This window comes from Curtobacterium sp. MCPF17_050, from assembly GCF_003224435.2.
In the GTDB taxonomy this organism is placed as follows: Bacteria; Actinomycetota; Actinomycetes; order Actinomycetales; family Microbacteriaceae; genus Curtobacterium.
The window spans coordinates 2,547,169-2,570,633 of record NZ_CP126250.1 but is presented as its reverse complement, the minus strand read 5'-3'; the positions used below and the strand labels follow the sequence as shown (position 1 = coordinate 2,570,633).

Genomic DNA, 23,465 nt, shown 5'->3' with positions numbered 1-23,465 from the left:
GTCGTCAGGATACGTCGCGGGGACCGCGGCTCGCGTCTCCGGCGGGCACCGGGGCTCCCGGACTCCGGCCGAGCAGGCGGTCCCGCCACCGGAGCCAGTCCTCGCGGCGCGTGCGGACGAGGGTGACGACGAGCACGACCGCGATCGCGGCGAGCAGCCACCACCGGTAGGCGACGACCGACGGCCACACCCCTCGCAGCGCGATGGCGAGCGTCAGGGACAGCCACTCCCACCGGCCGGAGAGCACCACGAACGGGATGAGCAGCAGCGCGTACCAGGGGTAGCGCGGGGTCACCGCGAGGAAGGTCACGCCGATCATGAACACCTGCCCGGACCACGGGTTCGCTGGGTCCGACAGTCGCCAGGCGATGACCGCCGCGACGAGGACGATCAGGCCCACGGCGATCGTCGCCGCGTCGCCGGGCAGGACCTCCGCCACCAGGGCGAAGCGCGAGCCGTCCTCGTAGCCCTCCTCCGACAGGTAGCCCGGCAGGTACCCGAGCACCTTCGGCCCGGTCGAGAGCACGTACGGCACGTAGAGCAGCCCGAACACGGCGACGCCGACCGGGATCGCCCACCAGCTCCGCCACCGGCCGAGCAGTGCGGGGTAGACGATCGCCGGGATGAGCTTCGTCGCCGTCGCGGCACCAAGCGCGATGCCGCCCCAGATCGGCCGACCGAAGGCCACGAGCACGGCACCCGCGGTGGCCAGTGCGGCCCCGACGACGTCGACGTGCGAGTTCGTCACGGCCTCGGCGGCGACGAGCGGTGACCAGGCCCACAGCGCGGCCCACCACGTCGGACGGCCGGTCCGGCGGAGGACGACGAGCAGGCCGACCGTGACGCCGAGCGAGACGAGCAGTCCGGCGACCTGGAACGGCATGTATTGCGCGGTGGCCGGCACGAAGACCCGGACCAGGGCGAACCAGAGCTCGGCCATCGGCGGGTAGATCGTCGGGACGTCCGGACGGTTGATCGCCGTGCAGTGCCCGAGCGCGCCGTCCCCGAGTCCGCGGTACCGCGGCTCGAGCGGCTTGCACGTGCCGTCGACCTTGTCCGGGAACAACCACTCCGGGCGGAGACCTGCCAAGGCCTCGGACTGCGGCGTGTGCGCGTAGGGGGACACGCCCGCGTGCTGCACGATGCCGTCCCAGGCGTAGCGTGCGGAGTCGGTGCTCGTGTTCGGCGGGCCGACGAGGGCCGCGATGCCGACCACGACCGCCCCACCGAGCACGATCCGCGTCACGAGGTGCGGCGGCACGAACCTGAGCGCCAGCACGGAAGCCGCGAAGACCGTCCAAGCGATGAGCGTCCAGGTGACGAATGGAGAGCGATGACCCTCCCGGAGGAACCCCAGATGCGTGACACCCACGGCGATCACGGTGCCGAGCGCGAGCACGCCCACGACGGCGAGCAGCGTGGCGACGAGCCCGGTCGAGGGTCGGCGGCCGGGGCGCAGTCGTTCGCTCATGGTCCGTCGAGGCTAGCGGGCGTCCAGCGCCTCCTCCTGGACGCACGGAGCGTGATGGCGTCGCCGAACCGCACCGCGCGCTCGGCGGTCGTCACCGGTCGGCTGCTCGGGATCGTGTTCCTCGTCTGCTTCGCCACCGGGGTCTACAGCCACCTGCTGCAGGAACAGCCCGGGTGGATGCGCTTCCCGACCCGGCCGGTGCAGCTCTACCAGGTCACGCAGGGCCTGCACGTCACCGCCGGCATCGCCGCGATCCCGCTGCTGCTCGCCAAGCTCAACGTCGTCATGCCGGCGCTGCTCCAGACACCGCCCGTGCGTGGTGTCCTGCACGGGCTCGAGCGGCTGTCGATCGCGGTGTTCGTGGCGGCCGCGCTCATCCAGGTCGTGACCGGACTGCTCAACACCTTCCAGTGGTACCCGTGGCCGTTCCCGTTCCGGCAGGTCCACAACGCCCTCGCGTACGTCCTCATCGGCTCGCTCGTGCTGCACATCGGCACGAAGCTGCGCATCATCACGCGGTACTGGCGCTCACGGGACGCGTTCGACGAGCACGGTCGGTTCGTCGTGGACGAGACGGTGGGCAGCGACCTGCCCGACCCGACCCTGCAGGCCCGTCCCGGCCCGGAGGCCCGCCCTCCCGCCGCCGCGACGTCCCGCGGGTTCGTCGGTCGCCTCCACCGCTGGATCGACGGCGCTCCGCCGGTCGCGGACCGTGCGGCACCGGACCCGGCCGCCGACGCCGACGCCGACGCCGAAGGCGGGCGCCAGCGTCTCGCCCGCCGCGGGTTCATCGCGGGTGTCACGGCGGCCACGGCCGGCGTCGTCGTCCTCACGGCCGGCCAGTCGTCGGTGCTCGCCGAGCCGTTCAACGTCTTCGCTCCCCGTCAGCGGCACATCGGGCAGAACGGGCTGCCGGTGAACCGGACGGCTCGTGCCGCCGGGGTCCTCGCCACGGCGACCGCCGCCGACTGGGCCCTCACCGTCGCCGGCCCGGCGGTCAGCCGCACGTTCTCACGCGCCGAACTCGTCGCCCTGGGTCAGGCCGAGGCGCGGCTCCCGATCTCGTGCGTCGAGGGCTGGAGCCAGATGGCGAGCTGGAAGGGCGTCCGGATGCGCGACCTGCTCGCGGCGGTGCAGTCCGACCCGGACGTACGCGTGCGGGTGACGAGTCTGGAGCAGCACGGCGGATACCGGGTGATGGAGATGGGGCCGGAGTACACCGCCGACCCGACCACCCTGGTGGCCCTCGAGCTCAACGGTGCGACGCTCGACCTGGAGCACGGGTTCCCGGCGCGGATCATCGCCCCCGGACGACCCGGCGTCCTGCAGACGAAGTGGATCGAACGGATCGAGGTCATCGCATGAGCGCGGTCCCCACCGCCGAGCGTCCCGACCGGCGGATCCGGGTGGCGCGGACCGTCCTCGTGGTCGTCGGCGTGCTCGTCATCGCCTTCGGGGCGTGGGTCCTGCTGACCTCGGTCCGGACGGACCGGATCGGCGGCCTGCTCGTGTGGCTGCTCGCCGCGGTCGTGCTCCACGACGCCGTGCTGTCGCCGTTCGTGCTCGCCGTCGGCGCGGGGCTCCGTCGGGCAGGGCGCACGCTCCGCACGTGGGTGCTCGTGGTCGTGCAGGCCGCGGTCGTCCTCGGCAGCGTGCTCGCGCTCGTCGCCGTGTCCGAGATCGTCGCGAAGTCGCAGGGCACCAAGAACCCCACGGTCCTGCCATTCGACTACACCGCGCGGCTGCTCGTCGTCGAGGGGGTGCTCGCCGCCGTCGTCGTGGTCGCGCTCGTGGTCGGCGTGGTCACCGCTCGGCGTCGTCCGGACGATGCTGTGGTTGCAGCGACAACCTCTCCGTAGGATGAGCGGCATGACCGACGACACGCCCTGGCTCTCCCGTGAGCAGCTGCGTGCCTGGATGGGGTTCGTCGCCGTCATGGAACTCCTGCCCGCAGCGCTCGACCAGCAGCTCCAGCGCGACGCCGACCTGACGCTCTTCGACTACATGGTCATCGCGATGCTGTCCGAGCGGGACTCCCGCACCCTGCGGATGTCGGTCCTCGCGTCGGCCACGAACGCGTCCCTCCCGCGCCTGTCGCACGTCGTGTCGCGCCTCGAGAAGCGTGGGCTCGTCGCGCGGTGCCCGTCCTCCGAGGACCGCCGCGCCACCGACGTCCGGCTCACCGACGCCGGCTTCGACCACATCGTCGCCGCCGCGCCGGACCACGTCCGCACCGCCCGTCGTCTGGTGATCGACGCGCTCACCGACGAGCAGGTCGCCGAGCTCGACACGATCTCCCGCGTGCTCCTCGCCCGGGTCGACCCCGAGGGCCGGTTCGCCGCGGTCAGCAACATGCCCGGTGGGGACGGAGCCGGTGCGGAGGGCGCGTCCTGCGACGAGGTGGTCGCCGCCACCGAGATGTGCGAGGCGCGGATGACCGGCACCGCCGACGACTCCCTGCCGAGCACCGTCGACGGCATCGGGTACCGCGCGGCCACCGCCGACGACGTGCCCCTGCTCCGCCGGGCGACCCTCGACGCGATGAACTGGTCGGGGGAGCGGTTCGCCGACGCCGACCTCGACCGGCCCGAGTTCGCCCACTACTCCGCCGCGTTCGACCCCGAGCGGCCCGGCGCCGCCGACCTCGGGGTCGTCGCGACCGACGACGACGGGCCGGTCGGCGTCGCGTGGGCGGTGCACCTGCCCGCCGAGGACCCCGGGTACGGGTTCGTCGCCGAGGACGTCCCCGAGCTCACCCTCGCCCTCGACGCCCGGGCGCGCGGCCGCGGGATCGGCTCGGCGCTGCTCACCCGGCTCGTCGCCGCAGCCCGGGACGCCGGGTGGCCCGGGATGAGCCTGAGCGTCGAGGACGGCAACACCGGCGCGCGCATCCTCTACGAACGAGCGGGGTTCCGGACCGTCGGACGGAACGGCGACTCGGACACCATGCAGCTCGTCCTCTGAGCGGCGGACGGGGCACCGCACGCCGATAGGCTCGCCGGTATGAGCCAGGCCGCCGACTCCCCGTCCGAGACCTACAGCTACCTCGGACCGGCGGGGACCTTCACCGAGGCGGCACTCAAGCTCGTCGAGGCCGCCGCCGGGAAGCCCTGGCGGAGCGTCAACAACGTCGGCGAGGCGCTCGACGACGTCATGACCGGCCGCTCGGTCGGCGCCGTGATCGCGATCGAGAACAGCGTCGACGGCGGCGTGAGCGCCACGCAGGACGCCCTCGCCCGGATCCCCGGCGTGCGGATCGTGGGGGAGTACCTCGTCCCGGTCGACTTCGTGCTCGTCGCCCGCCCCGGCACGTCCCTGTCGGACGTCCGCACCGTGAACGCCCACCCGGTCGCCTACGCCCAGACGCACCACTGGCTCGAGGCGAACCTGCCGGGCCACGGGCACATCCCGGCGTCCTCGAACGTCGCCGCGGCGGCCGCGCTCCTCGACGACCACCCGACCGCGGACGCCGCCGTCGCCCCGCCCGGCATCACGGACCACTACGACCTCGCCGTGCTCGCCGACTCGATCGGCGACAACGCGAGCGCCGTCACGCGGTTCGTGCTCGTCTCGAAGACCCTGGCGATCCCGCCGCGGACCGGGTCCGACAAGACGAGCGTCATCGTCGAACTGCCCGCGGACCACCCCGGTGCCCTCGTCGACATGCTCGAGCAGTTCGCCACCCGGGGCATCAACATGGGGTTGCTGTCCTCGCGTCCGATCGGTGACGAGCTCGGCCGCTACCGGTTCGTCATCGACCTGGACGGCCACGTCCGCGACGAACGCGTCGCGGACGCCCTGCTCGGTCTCCGCCGGTTCAGCCCGCGCGTGACCTTCCTCGGCTCGTACCCGCGTGCGGACAGCCTCCGGTCCGAGGTCTCACCCCGCTACTCCGACCAGGCCTTCGTCGAGGCGCGCGACTGGCTGCGCGCGATCGTGAGCGGGGAGCCGGACGCGGGCTGAGCCTCCCGTCCGACACCCCCGCGCGCGGTCAGCGGCGGCGGGTCGCCCGCGTCTGGTCCTCGGGTCCGGCCACGCGGACCGTCAGACCGCCCGCGTCGATCTTCGCCCGGAAGGCGCGGACCTCGCCCACCGGGTCGCCGTCGATCTCGAACTCCTCGGCACGCTCGAGCCGCGCGGTGAACTCCTCGCCGCGCAGGTAGCGCAGCGGACGCTCGTCGCGGGTCTTCGTGACGATGGTCTTGCCGATCTCGGTCTTGCCGAGCGCGGAGCGACGGAAGCGGCGGAGGATCGCGTTCTCCCAGAACACGCGGGCCCCGATCCGGACCCAGCCGAAGAACCCGTGCGGACGCATCACGACGACGTCGAAGTAGCCGTCGTCGATCTCGGCGTCCGGCAGCAGGGTCGCGCCGGCCTGCAGCATGCCGCAGTTGCCGACGATGAGCGAGTGGGCGCGGACCGACCGGGTGCTCTGGCCGTCCAGGCGGTAACGGAACTCGATGGCGTCGGAGTCCCGCAGCGACCGGACGAGCGAGTCGACGTACGCGAGCCAGCCGACCTTCTTCTTCAGGTCGTCGTTCGTGTTCACGAGCATCCGTGCGTCGAGCCCGAGGCCGGCCATCACGAGGAAGCCGAACTGCTCACGCGAGCCGTCGGGGCGCTCGACGTGCACCGTGCCCATGTCGATCTCGCGGTCCTCGCCGTGGAAGATCGTGTGCGCGCTGGCACCGAGGTCGTCGATCGGCGCGGGGATGTTGCGGGCGAGCAGGTTGCCCGTGCCGCTCGGCAGCAGGGCGAGCGCGGCGTCGGACCCGTGCACGACCTCGGCGACGGCGCGGACCGTCCCGTCACCACCGGCAGCGGCGATGACGTCCGCACCGGCCTCGAGTGCCTGCCGGGCCATGCCGCCGCCCGGGTCCTCCTCGCTCGTGGCGTACCACTTGGTCTCCGACCAGCCGGCCTCGCGCTGGTACCGGTTCACGGTGCGCTTCAGGGTCGGCAGGTGGACCTTGACGGGGTTGTAGATGACTGCGGCGGTGCGCTGGTCCGTGGCAGGGGCGTCCTCCGGCACGGCGGTGGCTTCCGAGGGCGTCGACATGCGGTCAACGCTACCGGGCACCGGCTGCGCGGTCCGGAACGTGACCACGTCCGGGACGGGAGCGCGGGTCGATCCGGTGCCGGGCCTCCCGTCCGGTGCGTCCACCGATCGGCCACCGGCTCCCCGGTAAGCTGGGCAGGTGATCGACCCCCAGCTGTTGCGCGACGAACCGGACCTCATCAAGGCCTCGCAGGCGGCGCGCGGCGCCTCCGTCGACGTCGTCGACCAGGCCGTCGCCGCGGACGCAGCGCGACGCAGCGCCATCACCGCGTTCGAGGCGCTCCGCGCCGAACAGAACGCGTTCGGCAAGACCGTCGCGAAGGCCCCGAAGGACGAGAAGGCCGCGCTCGTGCAGCAGGCGCAGGCGCTCGCCGCGAAGGTCAAGGAGGCGCAGGCCACCGTCACCGCCGCCGAGGACACCTTCAATTCGGTCGTCCGCGCCATCCCCAACGTGGTGCTGCCGGACGTGCCCGCCGGTGGCGAGGACGACTTCGTCACCCTGCGCACCGTCGGCACGAAGCCGACGTTCGCCTTCGAGCCGAAGGACCACGCCGACCTCGGTGAGTCCCTCGGGATCATCGACATCGCCCGCGGTGTCAAGGTCTCCGGCTCGCGGTTCTACTTCCTCAAGGGGATGGGCGCCCGCCTCGAGATCGCGCTCATGTCGCTCGGCCTCGACCGCGCCGTGCAGCACGGGTTCGAGCCCCTGATCACGCCCACCCTCGTGCGCCCCGAGACGATGGCCGGCACCGGCTTCCTCGGTGAGCACGCTGCCGAGGTCTACCGGCTCGAGGCCGACGACCTGTACCTGACCGGCACGAGCGAGGTCGCCCTCGCCGGGTACCACGCGGACGAGATCCTGCAGTTCCCGTCCGAGGACGACCCGGCCCTCCGCTACGCCGGCTGGTCGACCTGCTACCGGCGCGAAGCCGGGTCGGCGGGCAAGGACAACCGCGGCATCCTCCGGGTGCACCAGTTCAACAAGCTCGAGATGTTCGCCTACGTCCACCCGGACCAGGCCGACGCCGAGCACCAGCGGCTCATGTCGTACCAGGAGTCGATGCTGCAGGACCTCGGGCTGCACTACCGCGTGATCGAGACCGCCGCGGGTGACCTCGGCACGAGTGCCGCGCGGAAGTACGACCTCGAGGCATGGGTGCCGACGCAGGGCACCTTCCGCGAGCTGACCTCGACGTCGAACTGCACGACGTTCCAGGCCCGCCGCCTCGACATCCGGTACCGCACCGAGAGCGGCAAGACCGCGCCGGTCGCGACCCTCAACGGCACGCTGGCCACCACCCGCTGGCTCGTCGCGATCCTCGAGACGCACCAGCAGGAGGACGGCTCGGTCGTCATCCCCGAGGTCCTCCGGCCCTACCTGGGCGGCGTCGAGGTGATCGAGCCCCGATGAGCTCCTCACGCGGCTTCGTGGACGGGTCCGACGCGGCATCGGGCCGGGACGCCGCTGCGCCCGCGCGGGTGAAGCGTTGGCTCGTCGCGCTCGACATCGACGGCACGACCATGCGCGAGGACGGGGTCGTCACCGACACCGTCATCCGGGCCGTCCGCGACGCCGAGGCCGCCGGGCACGAGGTCATGCTGTCCACCGGCCGCAGCGAGGGCATGACCGTCCCGCTGCTCGAGCAGCTCGGCATCGAGCCGCGGTACCTCGTCTGTGCGAACGGCGCGCTCACGCTCGAGCGCACCCCAGACGGCGCGTACGAGCGCGTCCACGTCGAGACCTTCGACCCGACCGAGGTCCTGCAGACCATCCGCGGGGCCCTGCAGAACGGCGCGTACGGCGTCGAGGACGAGACCGGCCACTACCTGCTGTCCGGCGACTTCCCCGACGACACCATGACCGCGTCCGGCGACCACGTGGACTTCGAGCAGCTGCTCGGGGTCCGCGCCACCCGCGTCGTCGTCATCTCCCCGGAGCACGGGCTCGAGGAGTTCCTGCAGATCGTCGACCGGATGGGCCTGCACAAGGTCTCGTACACTGTCGGCTGGACGGCCTGGCTCGACATCGCGCCGGAGGGTGTCACGAAGGCGACCGCGATGGAGCGGGTCCGCGAGTGGCTCGACATCCCGCGCTCCCGTGTCTTCGCGGCCGGTGACGGACGCAACGACATCGACATGCTGCGGTGGGCCTCCACCTCGGGCCGTGGTGTCGTGATGGGGCAGGCGCCGGACGACGTCGTCGACGCCGGCAGCGAGATCACCGGTGGCGTCACGGACGACGGGCTCGCGGCGGCGCTCGACACCCTGCCCCGCTGAGGCGCGCGCGGGCGCTCCGCCGCCGGACGGGAGGCCCGGTAGACTGCTCGGGACGCGGTCACGTCTCGCCACGTGGTCGCGTCACGGAGGGTTGTCCGAGTGGCCGATGGAGCCTGTCTTGAAAACAGGTGGGCAGAGATGTCTCGTGGGTTCGAATCCCACACCCTCCGCACCGTTCCCCGTCCGTCAGCCCTGACAGGTCCTCCGGGGGCCCCGGGACCGTCCGCAGCGTCGACCTAGCGTCGTGGCATGGACATCACCACTCGCTCAGTCGTCATCGTCGGTGCCACCTCCGGCATCGGCCTCGAACTCGCCCGGCGCTTCCGGGACGCCGGCAGCTCGGTCGTCATCGGCGGCCGCCGGACCGACCTGCTCGACCAGCTCCGTGCCGAGGGGTTCGGTACCGTGGCGGTCGACGTCACCGACACGGCGTCGGTCGCAGCCGCACGCGACTCCGTGCTCGACCTCCTGCCCGATCTGGACACCGTCGTCACGATGTCCGGCATCGGATTCCCCGAGGACCTCCGCGACCCGGCGCACTTCGCCGACGCCGAGCGGACGATCGACGTCAACGTGCTCGGCACCATCCGGGTCGTCGACGCCTTCACCCCGCACCTGCTCGCGCAGGGGAGCGGCACGATCGTCACCGTGAGCTCGGGCATCGGCTTCCTGCCCTTCCCGCTCATGGCCTCGTACGGTGCCTCGAAGGCGGCCGTCCACGCCTACAGCGAGGCGCTCCGTGCACAGCTCGCCGGGACGGGTGTCGACGTCGCCGAGCTCGTGCCGCCGGCGGTCGCCACGAGCATGGGGACCAGCAACCCGAACGCGCTCGACCTCGGGGCGTTCGGCGCCGAGGTGATGACGCTCCTGGCACAGGACCCGACGCCGCACGAGGTCCTGGTGCAGGGTGTCCTCATGCACCGGTGGGCGGAACGCGACGGCACCTACGACGACCTCGTCGCGCAGCGGTCGCGCGCGCTCGCGACGCTGCCCGGCCGGACCGGGACGGCCGCATGACCGCAGGCGGAGGCCCGGACGACGCCCCGTCGAACCTGCTCGGCGCGTACCTGCAGGCACGACGTGGGCTCGTGACACCCGAGCAGGCCGGCATCCCGGGCGGCGGGCTCCGCCGCGTGCCGGGCCTCCGCCGCGAGGAGGTCGCCATGCTCGCGGGTGTCAGCACCGACTACTACCTGCGACTCGAGCGGGGTCGGGACACGCACCCGTCGCCGCAGGTCCTCGACGCACTCGCCCGCGTGCTCCGGCTCGACGACGTCGAACAGGCGCACCTCCGGCACCTCGCCGAGCCCGTCCGCCGGAGCCGACTCCGCCGGAGCGCCGAGCGGGTCCCCGCACGGCTGCACGCACTCCTCGCAGCGCTCGACGTCCCCGCGTTCATCGAGGGGCGCGCGTTCGACGTCCTGGCGGCGAACGACCTCGCGACCGCGTTCTCGCCCCGACTCCGGGTCGGTGCGAACCGACTGCGGTCGCTGCTGCTCGAACCCGAGGAGCGGGCGTTCCACCGCGACTGGGACCGTGCGGTCGCGCAGTTCGTCGGGGCGTTCCGGCACTCGGTCGCGGACGACGTGCAGGACCAGCGGGTCGTCGAGCTCGTGGGCGAGCTGTCGCTCGCGAGCGGACGCTTCCGGCAGCTCTGGGCGCGTCAGGACGTCCGGGCGCTCGAGGGCGGGTCGGTCACGGTCGACCACCCGGTCGTCGGCGAGCTGCACCTGCACCGGGACAAGCTGCCGGTCGAGGGCCTCGTCCTCGTGCTCTACTACGCGGACCCGGGGAGCGAGAGCGCCGAGCGGCTCGGGCTGCTCGCGGCGCTGACGCAGGAGGCACCGCCGCAGTCACTGGTGTGAGGAGTCTTCGCTTCCGGGGTAACGTTGTCGCAGGCGTGCACCGGTCGTTCTGTCCACGCCCAGCACCAGGGACCACGGGGGAACGAAGACCATGACGATACCGACCTCCGTGCCCGGACGCGGCACCGACCGCCGGACCGCGATCCTCGACGCGGCGGCCGTCGAGTTCGACCGCGAGGGATTCGGCGCCGCGAGCATCGCCGGGATCGCCAAGGCAGCCGGGGTCAGCCAGGGCGCGATCCACTTCCACTTCCGGACGAAGCAGGCGATCGCGCTCGGCGTGATCCACGAACAGAACGCCCGGACCTTCGCCGCCGTCACGTTCGCCGACCCCTCACCGCTCGGCGGGCTCGTCGTGGCGTCGCGGACGATCGCCGGGCTCCTGCTCGAGGACCCCGTGGTGCGTGCCGGCATCCGGCTCTCGCTCGAGAACCGCGTCTTCTCCGGCGCCACCTCCGCCTTCTACGACCAGTGGATCGCGAGCGTCGTCGACGTCTTCCGGCTCGCCGTCGCGGCGGGCGAGGTCGACTCGACCGTCAGCGCCGATGCGCTCGGCGCCACCGTCGTGCCGTGGTTCACCGGCGTGCAGCTCGTCTCGGACGTCCGTGCTGCCCGGACGGACCTGCTCCCGGCGGTCGGGACGATGTGGCGCGTGCTCGCCCACGCCTGCGTGGCCCCGGCCCACCGCGCCCGCCTGCTGGCGGTCGTCGACCGCTCGTTCGCCTGCCCGCCGGTCTGACACCGACGCCTCGGGCGCGACCACCGCGACCGACGGCACGCATCGTGCAGCCGCGAGAGTGAGCACCACGGGCGAGCGCGCCGAAGCACCGGAGGCCCGGACCGGCCCCGGCGGGCTGGTCCGGGCCTCCTGTCCGGAGCCGGTGGCGGCGTCAGTCCGCCTTGGCGGCCTTCGTGGCCTGCTTCGCGCGGGCCTTCTCCGCCTTCTCGCCGCGTTCCGTGCGGGCCTTCTGTGCCTTCTCGCGACGCTTCGCGCGCTTGTTCGCGCGCTCGTGGTCCTCGACGTCCTCGGAACGCTTCTGGCGCCACGGCTCGGCGGCCAGGTCCGGGCCGTCCCAGACCTTCACCGCACCCCACGCGGCGGCGAGGAGCGGCACCGAGATGATCGCGCCGGTGATGCCGGCCAGCACGGTGCCGGCGGTCAGGCCGATCAGGATGACCAGACCGTGCAGGCGGAGCGTCTTGCCCATGAGCACCGGCTGGAGGAAGTTGCCCTCGAGCTGGTTGACGACCACGACGATGCCGACCACGAACAGCGCCTGGACCGGACCGAGCGCGACGAGGGCGACCAGCGCGGCCAGGATGCCCGCCGCGGTGGCGCCGACGATCGGGATGAACGCCGTGATGAACACGATGACGGCCAGGGGCAGGGCGAGGGGGACACCGACGATGGCGATGCCCACCCCGATGCCGATCGCGTCGACGGCCGCGACGGTGGCGGTGCCACGGACGTAGCCGCCCAGGGTGGAGACGACGCGGTCACCGACGCGGCGGGCGCGGGTGTACGAGGCGCCGGTGAAGGGACGGAGCAGGAACTCCCAGATGCGGGGCCCGTCCTTGAGGAAGAAGAACAACACGACGATCATCAGCACGAGGCCGGTGAGGAAGTTCGCGGTGGCGGAGGCACCGGCGAGTGCGCCCGAGCCGAACTGCGCGCTCGTGACGAAATCCGTCGCGGTCTTCACCGCGTCGTCCACCTGCGAGTCGGAGACCGCGAACGGCAGGGTCGTGCTGAAGTCCTGCAGCTGCTGGAACCCCTGCACGGCGGACTTCTGCAGGCTCGACCACTGGTTCTCGACGGCGACGACGATGAGGTAGCCGAGCAGTCCGAGCACGACGAGGACACCGAGGAGCACCGTCAGCGTCGCGAAGACGGACGGGAAGCCGTGCCGACGGAGCCAGGAGACGACCGGGTGCATGGCCGAGGCGATGATGAGCGCCAGGAGCACCGGGATCGTGACGACGCTGAGCACCTGGCTCGCGTACACGATGCCCGCGACGATGACCAGGATGATGATGACCTGGAGGCACCGGGTCGCGAGCTTGCCGAACGAGTCGGACCACGCGGCCCGTGCGCCGGTCAACGGCTCCGTCGGGGGAGTCGCGGGCGGGGCTGGGGTGGAACGGAAGAACGGCATGTCGCCGACCGTACAGACAGAACGGTGAGCGCGCCGCGGTGGAGCGCGTCGCGGTGGACAGTGCAGACCTGTGGACGGGAGGCGTCAGTCCTCGACCAGGTCCCGGTCGCGGAACCACTTCAGGAGCCAGGCGGCGCTGGTGCGGTCGAAGGACGGCGCGAACTCGAGCGTGCCGGACAGGAAGGGGCTGAAGCCCTCCTCGGCCGCGATGTCGGCGTCGTCGAGGCCGCGGTACGCCATCGACCAGCCGTCGAACCGGCGGTGCTCGATGTCCTCACGGATCAACGACCGGATCGTGTGGTGGCGCGGGTCCCGCTCGATCGCGGCGAACCGGTCGTCCACGCTCCACGCCGGGCCCTCCAGGAGCTGCATGAACCGGCCGCCCTTGACGACGAGCAGCCCGGAGACGCCGAGCGCCTCGTTGCGCAGGCGTGCACCGGCGAGCATCTCGGCGAGCTCGTCCTCTCGGAACTCGTGCGTCGCGACGCTCATGTAGACGATGGAGACCAACACACCTCGATTCTCGCGGGTCTGCGGATCGCGCGCACGTGCCTGTCCGCTGGTCGCACCGTCGGGCGCGCCTAGGATCGTCCCCATGGCGACCGTCCTCCTCGTCCGGCACGGGCGCACCACCGCGAACGCGACCGGACTCCTCGCGGGCCGGACCGCCGGCGTCGCCCTCGACTCCGTCGGCAAGCGCCAGGCAGCTGCGACCGCCGAGCGGATCGCCGCGGTGCCCCTCGCCGCGGTCGTGTCCAGTCCGCTGGAGCGCTGCCGACAGACGGCCCGCGCGATCACGGCGTTCCAGCCGGGCGAGCCGCAGCAGCTCGTCGAGCGGGGCATCATCGAGGCGGACTACGGCGACTGGCAGAACCGGGCGATCAGCGACCTCGCGAAGGAGCCGCTCTGGCGGGTGGTGCAGGCGAACCCCAGTGCCGTGGTCTTCCCGGGCGGGGAGTCGATGCAGACCATGCAGTCCCGGGCGGTCGCGGCGGTCCGGCGCCTCGATGCGCACATCGAGGCCGAGCACGGCGCGCACGCGGTCTGGGTCGCGGTGAGCCACGGCGACATCATCAAGTCCGTCCTCGCCGACGCGCTCGGCATGCACCTCGACCTCTTCCAGCGCATCGCCGTCGGGCCGGCCTCGGTGTCGATCGTCCGGTACGGCGAGCAGCGGCCCGAGGTCGTCGCGACGAACACCGAATCGGGTGACCTTTCCTGGCTGGCACGGGCAGCGGCGCCGACGGGGGACGCACCGGTCGGCGGCGGCGCGGGGCACGAGGACACCGAGCGACCGACTCCCTGAACGGACGGAGGCGGTCGCTCCTACAATGCGGGTATGCCCCCCATCGTCCACGGCTTCGACTGGCCGGACAGACTCGTCGTCGGAACGATCGGGCTCCCGGGCGAGCGGTCGTTCTACATCCAGGCCCGGGACGGCCGCCGCGTCGTGAGCGTCGCCATCGAGAAGGAACAGTCGGCCGTCCTCGCCGACAAGATCGACGAACTCCTCGACGAGGTCGCGACGGTGGAGGACAACCGCTTCAGCGTCCCCGACGCCGCACCCGCCGAACTCCGTGACGGCGACCCCCTCGACCAACCGGTCGAGCCCGAGTTCCGCGCCGGTGCCCTGAGCCTCGGGTTCGACCCCGCGACCGCGCAGGTGGTCATCGAGGCCTACCCGATCGAGGAGGACCTCGAGGTCTTCACCGAGACCACCGGCGACGGCGACGAGGTCGAAGCGGTCGTCGAACTCCCCGAGCCGACCGAACTCCTGCAGGTCAAGATCCCGGTCGGCACCGCCCGTGCGTTCGTCGAGCGGACCCGGGAGGTCGTCGCAGCCGGTCGGCCGAACCCGCCCGAACTCGGATGACGGTCCAGCGCGGCAGCGGTGACGGCTCCACCGGCCTCGACGCCGCCAGCGCCGCGGTGCCGAGCGCTCCGGGGGAGCTCCGGATCACCGGACGCATCCGCGAAGCGTCGAACGCCACCTTCATCGCCCGGCTCGACGGCGAGAACGTCGTGTACAAGCCGATCGAAGGCGAGAAGCCGCTGTGGGACTTCCCGGACGGCACGCTCGCCGGCCGCGAGGTGTCCGCCTACCTGGTCTCCGAGGCCCTCGGGTGGAACGTCGTCCCGCCGACCTGGCTCGGTGACGGCCCCTTCGGTCCCGGCATGGTCCAGCGGTGGCAGGACATCGACCCGGCGCAGGACGCCGTCGACCTGCTCCCGAGCGAGGAGGCCGCGGCCGCGATCGCCGAGGGGACCATGCGCGAGGTGCTCGACGCCGTCGACGAGAACGAGCAGGCGGTCACCCTGGTGCACGAGGACACGGCCGTGCTCCGGCGGATGGCGGTCTTCGACGTCGTCACGAACAACGCGGACCGCAAGGGCGGTCACGTCCTCGCGATGCCGGACGGTCACCGCTTCGGCGTCGACCACGGTCTGACCTTCCACGCCGACCACAAGCTCCGGACCGTGCTCTGGGGATGGATCGGCGAGCCACTCACCGACGACGAGGTCGCCGGGCTCCAGCGGCTGTCCGAGGCGCTGCGCGGCGAGCTCGGCGAGACCCTCCGGGAGCACCTGACGGACGACGAGCTCTCCGCCCTCCGCGGTCGGTGCGCCGCACTCGCCGCGGTGCGGGCGTTCCCGCCGCCGGCCGGGTCCGGGCCGGCCGTGCCCTGGCCCGTCTTCTGACGCGGGCCGGCCGCCGGCCGGGAGGCGCGCCTCCCGGCCGGCAGTCGGCACCTGTCGGTCCCGTCGCCGCTCAGGCGAAGCGCCCGAAGGCGCTGCCCCACAGCCCGTCGTCGCCGGAGGCCGAGCCGGACCCGCGCCTGGCCCCCAGGTAGGAGCCGACCACCGCGACGCCGAGGTCCTCGTTCTCCGGCGCGGTCACCGTGCCGTCGACGCGGCGGGCCATGCCGTCGACGAAGCGTGCCAGACCGGGGTCGTCGCCGAGGCGGAAGAACGTCGTCTTCGCGCCGAGACGGTGGGCGTTCTCCAACTCGCGGACGCTCAGGGCGATGGTCACCGGGTCCGGCGGGTAGCTGAAGTACACCTGCCCGTTCGGCTCGAGGTGCGACGTCGGCTCGCCGTCGGTGACGATGAGCAGGACCGGCTGCGCGTTCGGGTGCTTCCGGAAGTGCCGGTTCGCGAGCAGCAGGGCGTGGTGCAGGTTCGTCCCCTTGTCCCACATCGCGTCGAGGCCGACGAGCTGTTCGACGTCCATCACCTCGGCTTCGCGGCCGAAGGCGATGAGCTGCAGGTCGTCCCCGCGGAACCTGGTGGAGATGAGCGTGTGCAGGGCCAGTGCGGTCCGCTTCATCGGGACCCACCGGTCCTCCATCGCCATCGAGAACGAGGTGTCGACGAGCAGCGCGACGGCGGCCTGCGTGCGGGCCTCCGTCTCCTGCACCTCGACGTCCTCGATCTGCAGGCGCACACCGGCACCGCTCCGCGCTCCGTCGCCCGCGGTCCTGGTCAGGGCGTTCGTGATCGAGCGCGTGACGTCCCACGGCTCGGTGTCGCCGAACTCCCACGGACGCGTCGAGCCCGAACGGTCACCGGCGGCTCCGGCCCGGCGGAGGTCACGCGCGCCCTGCCGACCGGACATCCGCTCGGCGACGTCCTTGAGCAGGCTCTTCCCGAGCTGCCGCATCGCCCTGGGGGTGAGCCGGAGCTGCCCGTCCGTGCCGCGGCGCATCGACCCGGAGTTCCGCAGCGCCTTCTCGAGCTGCTGCAGGGTGCGGGCGTCCACGGCGGCCTGGTCGCCGAGCTGCTGCGCGAGGGCGTCGAGGTCCAGGTCGTCGAGTTCCGAGCCCGGACCGACCTGGGCCAGCTGGTCGGCGAGGGCGTCGAGGTCCGCGATGTCCTGGAAGACCCCGGTGCCGTCGCCGAGTCCCAGGCCCTGCTCGCCGTCCATGCCCTCGGACCCGCCCCAGTCCTCGCCGGGGCGCAGCGCGCGGAGGTTCTCGTCCAGTCGGGAGAGCGCGCCCATCAGGGCCGGCGAGCCGAACGCCTGCTCGGCGAGCGCGTCGAGTTCGTCGCGCTGCTCCTGTGTCATCGAGTTCCGCATCCGCTGGGCGGCGGCGGCCCGGGCAGCGAGGTCGTCGAGGAGCTCGTCGACGTTCTGCGGGTTGCTCGGGAACTGGGCTCCGTGCTGCGCCATGAACGCGTCGAACTGCTCCGAGGTGTCCTCGCCCCGACGGTGGGCGTCGAGCAACTCGTTGAGGTCCTGCATCATCTGCGCGACCGCGGCCCGGTCCTCGTCGGTGGCGTTCTCGAGCGCCTGCTTCATGCCCGCGAAGCGCTGGTCGAGCATCTCGCGGCCGAGCAGGTCCTTGATCTGCTCGTACTTCTGGCGTGCCGCGGGGCTCTTCCAGTCGTAGCTGCTGAGCTCGCGCACCGCGGCCGCGGGTGACGCCGGCAGGCTGTCGAGCTGCATCTCGGCGAGTGCCCGGTCGCCGTCGTCCATCGCGGTGTCGCGCGCGAGTTGTCCGCGCTCGGCGAGGACGGCCTCGTCGAGGAGCTGTCGGACCTCCTGCAACGTGCCGTCGAGGTTGTTCCGGCTGGTGAGCTCCCGGCGCTCCTCGGCGACGAGCCGGGCGAGGTCGTCGAGCCCGCGCTGCGTGCGGCCACCGCGGCGGAGGAACTCCCGCATCGCGCGCTCGGGGGAGGTGCCGGCCATGACGTCCTCGCCGATGGCGTCGAGCGCCTCGGCGAGGTCGACGGGCGGTGCCAGTGGGTCCGGCCCGCCCTCGTACTTGCCGTAGCGGCTGTCCCGGCTGAGACGACGGTTCGGCCGGCTAGCCACGGGACACCCCGTCGCTGCCGGCGAGCACGACGTCAGATCCCATACGCTGCTTCGCCCCCGCCGGACTCCTTGCTGATGCGGCGGGCGAGGAACAGCCCCTCGAGCGCCAACTCCACGGCGCCCGCACGCTCGCCGTCGTTCGTGGCCCCGACGCGTTCACCGACCTGGTCGTACAGGTCGGACTCGCCGAGCGACGGCAGGCCGGCGAGGAAGTCCCGTGCACTGACCTGCTCGCCCGTGGTGACCATCGTGCCGGACTCGAGCGCGTCGACGAGGACGCCGAAGTCGAGTCCGCGGAAGCGCGAGCGGACGGTCTCGGCGGTGGCGGTGCGGAGCAGGTGTTCGAGCACCTCGTCGGCGCGGTCCTCTTCCCCGGACTCGAACTCGATCTTGCCGCCGAGCACGTCGACCGCGGTCTCGAGGTCGATCGGACGTGCGACCGCCTCGGGCTCGCCCTGTCGGGCGGCGCGGTGCACGGCCGCCGCCGACACGGTCTCCGCCCCGGCGATCGAGAAGCGGGCGCTGACGCCGCTGCGCTGGTCGACGGCGCTCGACTCGCGGAGCGCCCGGGTGAAGCGGGCGAGGATCTCGATGAGCGGGTCCGGGACGTCGGCGGTGAGCTGCGCCTCCTGCCGGATCACCGCGATCTCGTCCTCGAGTTCGATCGGGTAGTGCGTGCGGATCTCCGCACCGAAGCGGTCCTTGAGCGGCGTGATGATGCGGCCGCGGTTCGTGTAGTCCTCGGGGTTCGCGCTCGCGACGATGAGCACGTCGAGGGGCAGCCGGAGGACGTACCCGCGGATCTGGACGTCCCGCTCCTCCATCACGTTGAGCATCGCGACCTGGATGCGCTCGGCGAGGTCGGGCAGCTCGTTGATCGCGACGATGCCCCGGTGTCCGCGCGGGATGAGACCGAAGTGGATGGTCTCGGGGTCGCCGAGGCTGCGGCCCTCCGCGACCTTCATCGGGTCGATGTCGCCGATGAGGTCCGCGACGGAGGTGTCCGGCGTCGCCAGCTTCTCGACGTAGCGGTCGTCGCGGTGCACCCACGAGATCGGCATCGCGTCGCCGAGGTCCTGCGCACGACGGATGCTCGCCGTGGTGATCGGTTCGTACGGGTGCTCGCCGAGCTCGGACCCGGCGATGACCGGCGTCCACTCGTCCATGAGGCCGTTCATCGTGCGGAGCAGTCGGGTCTTGCCCTGGCCGCGCTCGCCGAGCAGGACGACGTCGTGCCCCGCGATGAGAGCGCGCTCGAGCTGCGGGATGACGGTCGTCCGGAAGCCGTGCAGGCCGGGCCAGGGGTCGCGGCCCTCGCGGAGGGCGGTCAGCAGGTTGTCGCGGATCTCGGCGCGGACCGACTTCTGGACGTGCCCAGCAGCGCGGAGCTCGCCGACCGTGGAGATGTCAGGTCGGTTCACGGGCGCCACGGTACGCCTGCCCGCCGACGCTGGCGACCCTCCGGCCGCGGGCCGCGTCCGCCGGAGCGGGGTCAGCCGAACAGGCGGCGCGACGCGATCTCGGCGCCCTCGGTGAGCGCGCGCAGCTTCGCCCACGCGACGTCCGACGCGACGAACTCGTAGCTCGCGAAGGTCGCCAGTCCGCAGTCCGTGCCGGCCACGACACGGGTGGGGTTGCCCACCGCCTCGGCGGCCTCGACGATGCGGTTCGCGACGAGTTGCGGGTGTTCGAGGTAGTTCGTCGTCACGTCGATGACGCCCGGCACGAGCACGGCGTCCTCGGGCAGCGGCAGGTCGCGGAACGCCGGGAACTCGTGGGCGTGCCGCGGGTTGCCGAACGGGATGCTGAAGGACCCGACTTCTGCCCGGTACAGGTGCGGGAGCAGCACGTCGACCGGCACGTCGTCCTGGTGCGGACCCTGCCAGTTGCCGTAGCAGACGTGCAGTCGGGTCTGCTCCTTCGGGATGTTCCGCAGGGCGTGGTTGAGGGCGTCGACGTGCAGGTCCACCGCCGCGAGGAACTCGTCGAGGGTCGCGTCGCCGAAGTGGATGACGCGCTCCATCGCCAGGTCGGGGGCGTCGAGCTGGAGCACGTGGCCGCGGGCGACGATCTCCTCGTACTCGACCCGGAGCTGCTCGGCGAGGGCGAACACGTACTCGCGGTGGTCGGCGTAGTGCGGGTTGGCGTCGTCGAGCAGCAGGGTCGTGGCGACGATGCCGGGCGTCGCGGCGGAGATGAAGGTCCCCTCAGGAACACGTCCGGCCGCGGCGTTCCGCGCCAGTTCGCGCTCGAACCCGTCCAGGTCCTCGCGGATCCCGGTCCGTTCCTCGTCGTACTGCAGCAGGCCCTGTGCCACCGGGGTGTCCCACACGCGGGCGAACTCGGCACCCTCGTCGATTTGTCGCGCCTGGAACGCGGCGTACCCGGGGAACTTCACCGAGTCGAGCGTCGGCTTGCGGTGGCCGGTCCCGCCGAAGCCGGTCAGTCGTTCGCGGATGTAGGTCGAGAACCCGACGCGGGGGACCTCGCCGTCGTTCACGACGTCGAGCCCGGCATCGAGCTGCGCGTCCACGGTCGCGGCGAGCACGGCGGCCGTCTCCTCGCGGAGTGCCCGCTCGTCGAAGGGTTTCCCCTGGTCACGGGCCACCAAGAGGGCGGTCAGCTCCGGCGTCCGCGGGAGCGAACCGGTGTGGGTCGTGAGGATGCGGTCGGTCGAGTTCTGCAGCGGCACGCGACCACGCTACTGGCCGGGAGGCTCGTGGCGGGGTCCGCCACGGGCCTCCCGGCCGGCGGTCCGAGCGATCCGGGAGTTGTGAGGATCCCTAGCATCCGGGAGGATGAGGGCAGAGCGGCGGAGCCTGATCGACATAGGGGGATCCGGCTCCGCCCCGCTCGACCCCCCTCCCTGCCGGTCGACGGGCGCGGTCGATCCGCACGTCCTGGCCGAGAACCCGGGCGGTGGCGCAGGCGTACGGTCCTGGCTTGCGGCAGGCCGAGGGCGTCCGCCGCGGGAGGAGCATGCGCATGACGAGCGCCAGCGGAACGAGGGACGGCACGGTCACGAGCCTGGTCCCGGCGAGGATGGACCGGCTGCCGTGGACGAAGTTCCACTGGAGCGTCGTGGTCGGCCTCGGGGTGTCGTGGATCCTGGACGGACTCGAGATCCAGATCGTCTCCAACGCCGGCTTCAAGGCGGACCTGGGATTGTCGAACCAGGACGTGACGTCGCTCGGCAGTGTCTACCTGGTCGGCCAGGTCGTCGGTGCCCTGGTCTTCGGACGCATGTCCGACCGGCTCGGTCGACGCAAGCTCTTCATCCTGACGCTCGCGATCTACCTCATCGGGTCGGGCGTCGCGGGCCTGGCGCAGGACTTCTGGTTCCTCGCGGTGTTCCGCTTCGTCGCCGGGCTCGGGATCGGTGGCGAGTACGCGGCGATCAATTCGGCGATCGACGAGCTGATCCCGTCGAAGTACCGCGGGCACGTCGACATCGCCATCAACGGCACCTACTGGGGCGGCGCGGCACTCGGCGCGGCCGCGAACATCTACCTGCTCGACACCGCGCACTTCGCCGAGGACGTCGGATGGCGGATCGGGTTCTTCCTCGGCCCGGTGCTCGGCATCGCGATCATCTTCCTGCGTCGGCACATCCCCGAGAGTCCCCGGTGGCTGATGACCCACGGAAAGGAGCAGGAGGCGGAGGAGACCGTCTCGCGCATCGAGGCCGAGGTCGAGCGGGAGTCGGGGCGGAAGCTCGAAGTGGTGCCGCAGTCGAAGGCGATGACCGTGACGCCGATGGACCGAGTCGGGTTCCTCACCATCGCCCGCGTGCTGCTCAAGCAGTACCCGACCCGCACGCTGGTCGGCGCGACCATGATGATCACGCAGGCGTTCCTGTACAACGCGATCTTCTTCACGTACGCGTTGGTGTTGACGAACTTCTTCGACATGGAGACCGCGCAGACCAGCCTGTACTTCTTCCCGTTCGCGATCGGCAACCTGCTCGGTCCGCTCATCCTCGGTCGGTTCTTCGACACCTGGGGCCGGCGACAGATGATCTTCCTGACGTACCTGGTGTCCGGGCTCGTGCTCGCGACATCCGCGTTCCTGTTCCGCGCCGACGCCATCAGTGCCACCGTGCAGGTCGCGTTCTGGTGCGTGTCGTTCTTCTTCGCGTCGGCCGGAGCGTCGAGCGCCTACTTGACGGTGAGCGAGATCTTCCCGCTCGAACTCCGGTCGCAGGCGATCTCGTACTTCTTCGCCCTCGCGCAGGTCTTCGGCGCGATCGCTCCGCTGGTCTACGGCGCCTTCATCGGGGACGGGTCGTCGCGCGAGCCGCTCTTCTGGGGCTACCTGCTCGGGTCCGGGGTGATGGTCCTCGGCGGCGTCGTGGCACTCGTGTTCGGGGTCGACGCCGCGCGGAAGGGACTCGAGGACATCACGCAGCCGCTGTCCGTCCTGACCGCGAAGGACGGGGCGGGGGCGTCGTCCTCGCGAAACTCCTGATGCAACATGTTTAGCGGTGAGCGTCACGTCCTGTGATCCTCGTGGCCACGGCCCGTCCTGGAGGGCCGTGGTCACGGAGGCACCATGCGGAACGCGAGAACGACGAATGGACGACGGGCGACGGCCGAACGGGCCGTCGCCCTCCACATGCAACTGAACAAGGGCGTTGTCCACCGTGCCGTCGGGGTGGTGTCCCGTCAGGGCCGCCATGCGTGACGGTGACGTGATGACCGGCCTCCTGCGCCCCGATCGTGATGTCGCCCATCCCGGCGACCCCATCGCCGTCCCGCGCAACCTGCTGCGCGACGCCGTCTTCGCGCGGATGCTCCGGAGCATCCTGCGCGGTGACTACCGGCGCGGCCAGCGCCTCCGGCTCGATGCGCTGGCCGACGACATGCAGGTCTCGCGGACACCCGTCCGTGAAGCCCTCGTCCCGCTGGAGGCCATGCGGCTCGTGGTCGTCCAGCGGTACGTCGGCGTCGTCATCGCGCCGTGGACCGTCGGGCAGATGGTGGAGCGCACGCGCATCGCCCGGTCGATGCTCGTCGACCCGCCGACCAGCTGTGCGCCCACCGACGAACCGTTCGACGCCGTGGTCCTGCGCGACTGCCAGTCCGAGGCGGGGGCGTTCGTCGAACTCGCCGTGTGGGTGCTCCGCCGCTCGGGGGCACCGGTGAGCGCGGACTGGCTCCGGTCGCAGCAGCCGGTGCTCGACGTCTTCCACACGGATGACATCGCCCGCGCGAACGGGATCGACGTCGCCGCGGACTGGACCAGTCGCATGCACCTCGTCAAGGCGGCCCGTGCCGCTGCCCTGGCCGACGACGTCCTCCGGTGTGCGGCCCGCTTGATCGAGCTCGCCGAACTCCTCATCGCCCTGCCCGAACGGTTCCGGAGCGCGGAGTCCGCCTAGCGCCGCCGGGCACGCGGTCGCTGCTGCGTGCTGGCAGAGACGACGTCGCTCCCCGGGCGGGCACCGGGCGAACGGGGACGCCGGGCCCAGGCCACGGGGAGCGACGTCTGGGTGCTGTGTCGTAGCGACAGGGCACGGATGCCCCGGAATGTGATCGCCACGTCCCGACGAGACTATGCAGCGGGGTACACGCTGGCAAGCCCCCGCCGTCCCCACTTCGGGGGACCGACCGCGCCGGGGTCGGGTGGAGCGCTGCCGGGCCGTTTCGTCCCGGCCCTCGTCCTCCTGTATGGTGGTCTGAGTGCCGTCAGGCACCTGGAGACGTCGCATAGTCAGGCCGAGTGCACCACCCTGCTAAGGTGGAGTCCCCTCTAGGGGACCGAGGGTTCAAATCCCTCCGTCTCCGCACTCCTCGAAGCCCCGGTTCCGCAGCAGCGGACC

21 protein-coding genes and 2 tRNA genes are annotated in these 23,465 nt (G+C 71.9%); 16 read left to right on the top strand and 7 right to left on the bottom strand.

The window, feature by feature from the left end:
• Window positions 1–4: 4 nt before the first annotated feature.
• The gene (locus DEJ34_RS12230; protein ID WP_110910953.1) at window positions 5–1,471 is read right to left on the bottom strand and encodes a glycosyltransferase 87 family protein; all 1,467 of its coding nucleotides are present in this window, start codon (window positions 1,469–1,471) and stop codon (window positions 5–7) included.
• 54 nt (window positions 1,472–1,525) lie between these two features.
• On the opposite strand from DEJ34_RS12230, the gene DEJ34_RS12225 reads away from it, so the two are divergent.
• The 4 genes from DEJ34_RS12225 to pheA are packed head-to-tail and all read left to right on the top strand — an operon-like array spanning window position 1,526 to window position 5,434.
• Complete coding sequence (locus tag DEJ34_RS12225) at window positions 1,526–2,836, top strand: molybdopterin-dependent oxidoreductase (protein WP_284180684.1); 1,311 nt, start codon at window positions 1,526–1,528, stop codon at window positions 2,834–2,836.
• Window positions 2,833–3,330, top strand: coding sequence for a hypothetical protein (locus DEJ34_RS12220; RefSeq protein ID WP_110911877.1), 498 nt, complete (start codon window positions 2,833–2,835; stop codon window positions 3,328–3,330). Before DEJ34_RS12225 ends, DEJ34_RS12220 begins: the two co-directional genes overlap by 4 nt.
• 10 nt (window positions 3,331–3,340) lie before the next feature.
• Window positions 3,341–4,435 (top strand): GNAT family N-acetyltransferase, encoded by a 1,095-nt coding sequence (locus tag DEJ34_RS15675; protein ID WP_110911883.1) that lies wholly within the window; start codon window positions 3,341–3,343, stop codon window positions 4,433–4,435.
• A gap of 39 nt (window positions 4,436–4,474) precedes the next feature.
• Entirely contained in the window at window positions 4,475–5,434 is a 960-nt protein-coding gene (pheA, locus tag DEJ34_RS12205) for a prephenate dehydratase (protein WP_110911876.1), read from the top strand.
• 28 nt (window positions 5,435–5,462) lie between these two features.
• Here the strand turns inward: pheA and DEJ34_RS12200 are convergent, their stop codons facing one another.
• Window positions 5,463–6,530 (bottom strand): diacylglycerol/lipid kinase family protein, encoded by a 1,068-nt coding sequence (locus DEJ34_RS12200; RefSeq protein WP_110826056.1) that lies wholly within the window; start codon window positions 6,528–6,530, stop codon window positions 5,463–5,465.
• A 139-nt stretch (window positions 6,531–6,669) separates the two neighbouring features.
• On the opposite strand from DEJ34_RS12200, the gene serS reads away from it, so the two are divergent.
• From serS to DEJ34_RS12170, 6 genes are all read left to right on the top strand, one after another.
• On the top strand, window positions 6,670–7,941 hold the full coding sequence (serS, locus tag DEJ34_RS12195; protein WP_110911875.1) for a serine--tRNA ligase: 1,272 nt from the start codon (window positions 6,670–6,672) through the stop codon (window positions 7,939–7,941).
• Window positions 7,938–8,807 carry an HAD family hydrolase gene (locus DEJ34_RS12190; protein WP_110911874.1) on the top strand — a complete coding sequence of 290 codons (870 nt, stop codon included), beginning with the start codon at window positions 7,938–7,940 and terminating at the stop codon, window positions 8,805–8,807. The genes serS and DEJ34_RS12190 overlap by 4 nt, the downstream gene beginning before the upstream one ends.
• Window positions 8,808–8,892: 85 nt before the next feature.
• A tRNA-Ser gene (locus DEJ34_RS12185) sits at window positions 8,893–8,977 on the top strand.
• Window positions 8,978–9,056: 79 nt separating this feature from the next.
• Window positions 9,057–9,824: an SDR family oxidoreductase gene (locus tag DEJ34_RS12180; RefSeq protein WP_110911873.1), complete on the top strand. Its 768-nt coding sequence runs from the start codon at window positions 9,057–9,059 to the stop codon at window positions 9,822–9,824.
• Window positions 9,821–10,672 (top strand): helix-turn-helix transcriptional regulator, encoded by an 852-nt coding sequence (locus DEJ34_RS12175; protein ID WP_110911872.1) that lies wholly within the window; start codon window positions 9,821–9,823, stop codon window positions 10,670–10,672. Before DEJ34_RS12180 ends, DEJ34_RS12175 begins: the two co-directional genes overlap by 4 nt.
• A 91-nt stretch (window positions 10,673–10,763) precedes the next feature.
• Entirely contained in the window at window positions 10,764–11,411 is a 648-nt protein-coding gene (locus DEJ34_RS12170) for a ScbR family autoregulator-binding transcription factor (protein ID WP_110911871.1), read from the top strand.
• Window positions 11,412–11,562: 151 nt separating this feature from the next.
• On the opposite strand, the gene DEJ34_RS12165 is transcribed toward DEJ34_RS12170, so the two are convergent.
• Window positions 11,563–12,828, bottom strand: coding sequence for an AI-2E family transporter (locus DEJ34_RS12165; RefSeq protein WP_110911870.1), 1,266 nt, complete (start codon window positions 12,826–12,828; stop codon window positions 11,563–11,565).
• 84 nt (window positions 12,829–12,912) lie between these two features.
• The gene (locus DEJ34_RS12160) at window positions 12,913–13,341 is read right to left on the bottom strand and encodes a BLUF domain-containing protein (protein WP_146243648.1); all 429 of its coding nucleotides are present in this window, start codon (window positions 13,339–13,341) and stop codon (window positions 12,913–12,915) included.
• An 82-nt stretch (window positions 13,342–13,423) separates the two neighbouring features.
• On the opposite strand from DEJ34_RS12160, the gene DEJ34_RS12155 reads away from it, so the two are divergent.
• From DEJ34_RS12155 to DEJ34_RS12145, 3 genes are read left to right on the top strand one after another with little or no spacing between them, the layout of a single operon-like run.
• Entirely contained in the window at window positions 13,424–14,134 is a 711-nt protein-coding gene (locus DEJ34_RS12155) for an MSMEG_4193 family putative phosphomutase (RefSeq protein ID WP_110911868.1), read from the top strand.
• A gap of 33 nt (window positions 14,135–14,167) precedes the next feature.
• A complete protein-coding gene (locus tag DEJ34_RS12150; RefSeq protein ID WP_110891047.1) occupies window positions 14,168–14,701 on the top strand; it encodes a DUF3090 domain-containing protein in 534 nt (177 codons plus the stop codon).
• Window positions 14,698–15,528, top strand: a complete 831-nt coding sequence (locus tag DEJ34_RS12145) for an SCO1664 family protein (protein WP_110911867.1) — start codon at window positions 14,698–14,700, stop codon at window positions 15,526–15,528. The genes DEJ34_RS12150 and DEJ34_RS12145 overlap by 4 nt, the downstream gene beginning before the upstream one ends.
• A gap of 70 nt (window positions 15,529–15,598) precedes the next feature.
• Here DEJ34_RS12145 and DEJ34_RS12140 read toward each other — a convergent pair whose 3' ends face one another.
• The 3 genes from DEJ34_RS12140 to DEJ34_RS12130 all read right to left on the bottom strand — a co-directional run bounded on the left by DEJ34_RS12140 (window position 15,599) and on the right by DEJ34_RS12130 (window position 20,336).
• Window positions 15,599–17,644 carry a vWA domain-containing protein gene (locus tag DEJ34_RS12140; RefSeq protein WP_110911866.1) on the bottom strand — a complete coding sequence of 682 codons (2,046 nt, stop codon included), beginning with the start codon at window positions 17,642–17,644 and terminating at the stop codon, window positions 15,599–15,601.
• A gap of 32 nt (window positions 17,645–17,676) precedes the next feature.
• Window positions 17,677–19,065 carry a MoxR family ATPase gene (locus tag DEJ34_RS12135; protein WP_110911865.1) on the bottom strand — a complete coding sequence of 463 codons (1,389 nt, stop codon included), beginning with the start codon at window positions 19,063–19,065 and terminating at the stop codon, window positions 17,677–17,679.
• Between the two features lie 71 nt (window positions 19,066–19,136).
• Entirely contained in the window at window positions 19,137–20,336 is a 1,200-nt protein-coding gene (locus tag DEJ34_RS12130) for a cobalamin-independent methionine synthase II family protein (RefSeq protein ID WP_258368387.1), read from the bottom strand.
• Between the two features lie 293 nt (window positions 20,337–20,629).
• Between DEJ34_RS12130 and DEJ34_RS12125 the strand changes: the two genes are divergently transcribed.
• From DEJ34_RS12125 to DEJ34_RS12115, 3 genes are all read left to right on the top strand, one after another.
• Window positions 20,630–22,111: an MFS transporter gene (locus tag DEJ34_RS12125; protein ID WP_110826002.1), complete on the top strand. Its 1,482-nt coding sequence runs from the start codon at window positions 20,630–20,632 to the stop codon at window positions 22,109–22,111.
• 226 nt (window positions 22,112–22,337) lie between these two features.
• On the top strand, window positions 22,338–23,024 hold the full coding sequence (locus tag DEJ34_RS12120; protein ID WP_181420647.1) for a GntR family transcriptional regulator: 687 nt from the start codon (window positions 22,338–22,340) through the stop codon (window positions 23,022–23,024).
• 317 nt (window positions 23,025–23,341) lie between these two features.
• Window positions 23,342–23,430, top strand: a tRNA-Ser gene (locus tag DEJ34_RS12115).
• The last annotated feature ends 35 nt before the right edge of the window (window positions 23,431–23,465 follow it).

Coding starts and splice junctions, on each gene's coding strand:
- DEJ34_RS12145 (WP_110911867.1), top strand. CDS start 14,698: ATGACGGTCCAGCGCGGCAGCGGTGACGGCTCCACCGGCCTCGACGCC.
- DEJ34_RS12125 (WP_110826002.1), top strand. CDS start 20,630: ATGACGAGCGCCAGCGGAACGAGGGACGGCACGGTCACGAGCCTGGTC.
- DEJ34_RS12150 (WP_110891047.1), top strand. CDS start 14,168: ATGCCCCCCATCGTCCACGGCTTCGACTGGCCGGACAGACTCGTCGTC.
- DEJ34_RS12170 (WP_110911871.1), top strand. CDS start 10,764: ATGACGATACCGACCTCCGTGCCCGGACGCGGCACCGACCGCCGGACC.
- DEJ34_RS12225 (WP_284180684.1), top strand. CDS start 1,526: ATGGCGTCGCCGAACCGCACCGCGCGCTCGGCGGTCGTCACCGGTCGG.
- DEJ34_RS12165 (WP_110911870.1), bottom strand. CDS start 12,828: ATGCCGTTCTTCCGTTCCACCCCAGCCCCGCCCGCGACTCCCCCGACG.
- DEJ34_RS12190 (WP_110911874.1), top strand. CDS start 7,938: ATGAGCTCCTCACGCGGCTTCGTGGACGGGTCCGACGCGGCATCGGGC.
- DEJ34_RS12120 (WP_181420647.1), top strand. CDS start 22,338: ATGACCGGCCTCCTGCGCCCCGATCGTGATGTCGCCCATCCCGGCGAC.
- DEJ34_RS12220 (WP_110911877.1), top strand. CDS start 2,833: ATGAGCGCGGTCCCCACCGCCGAGCGTCCCGACCGGCGGATCCGGGTG.
- pheA (WP_110911876.1), top strand. CDS start 4,475: ATGAGCCAGGCCGCCGACTCCCCGTCCGAGACCTACAGCTACCTCGGA.
- DEJ34_RS12180 (WP_110911873.1), top strand. CDS start 9,057: ATGGACATCACCACTCGCTCAGTCGTCATCGTCGGTGCCACCTCCGGC.
- DEJ34_RS12175 (WP_110911872.1), top strand. CDS start 9,821: ATGACCGCAGGCGGAGGCCCGGACGACGCCCCGTCGAACCTGCTCGGC.
- DEJ34_RS12155 (WP_110911868.1), top strand. CDS start 13,424: ATGGCGACCGTCCTCCTCGTCCGGCACGGGCGCACCACCGCGAACGCG.
- DEJ34_RS12200 (WP_110826056.1), bottom strand. CDS start 6,530: ATGTCGACGCCCTCGGAAGCCACCGCCGTGCCGGAGGACGCCCCTGCC.
- DEJ34_RS12230 (WP_110910953.1), bottom strand. CDS start 1,471: ATGAGCGAACGACTGCGCCCCGGCCGCCGACCCTCGACCGGGCTCGTC.
- DEJ34_RS15675 (WP_110911883.1), top strand. CDS start 3,341: ATGACCGACGACACGCCCTGGCTCTCCCGTGAGCAGCTGCGTGCCTGG.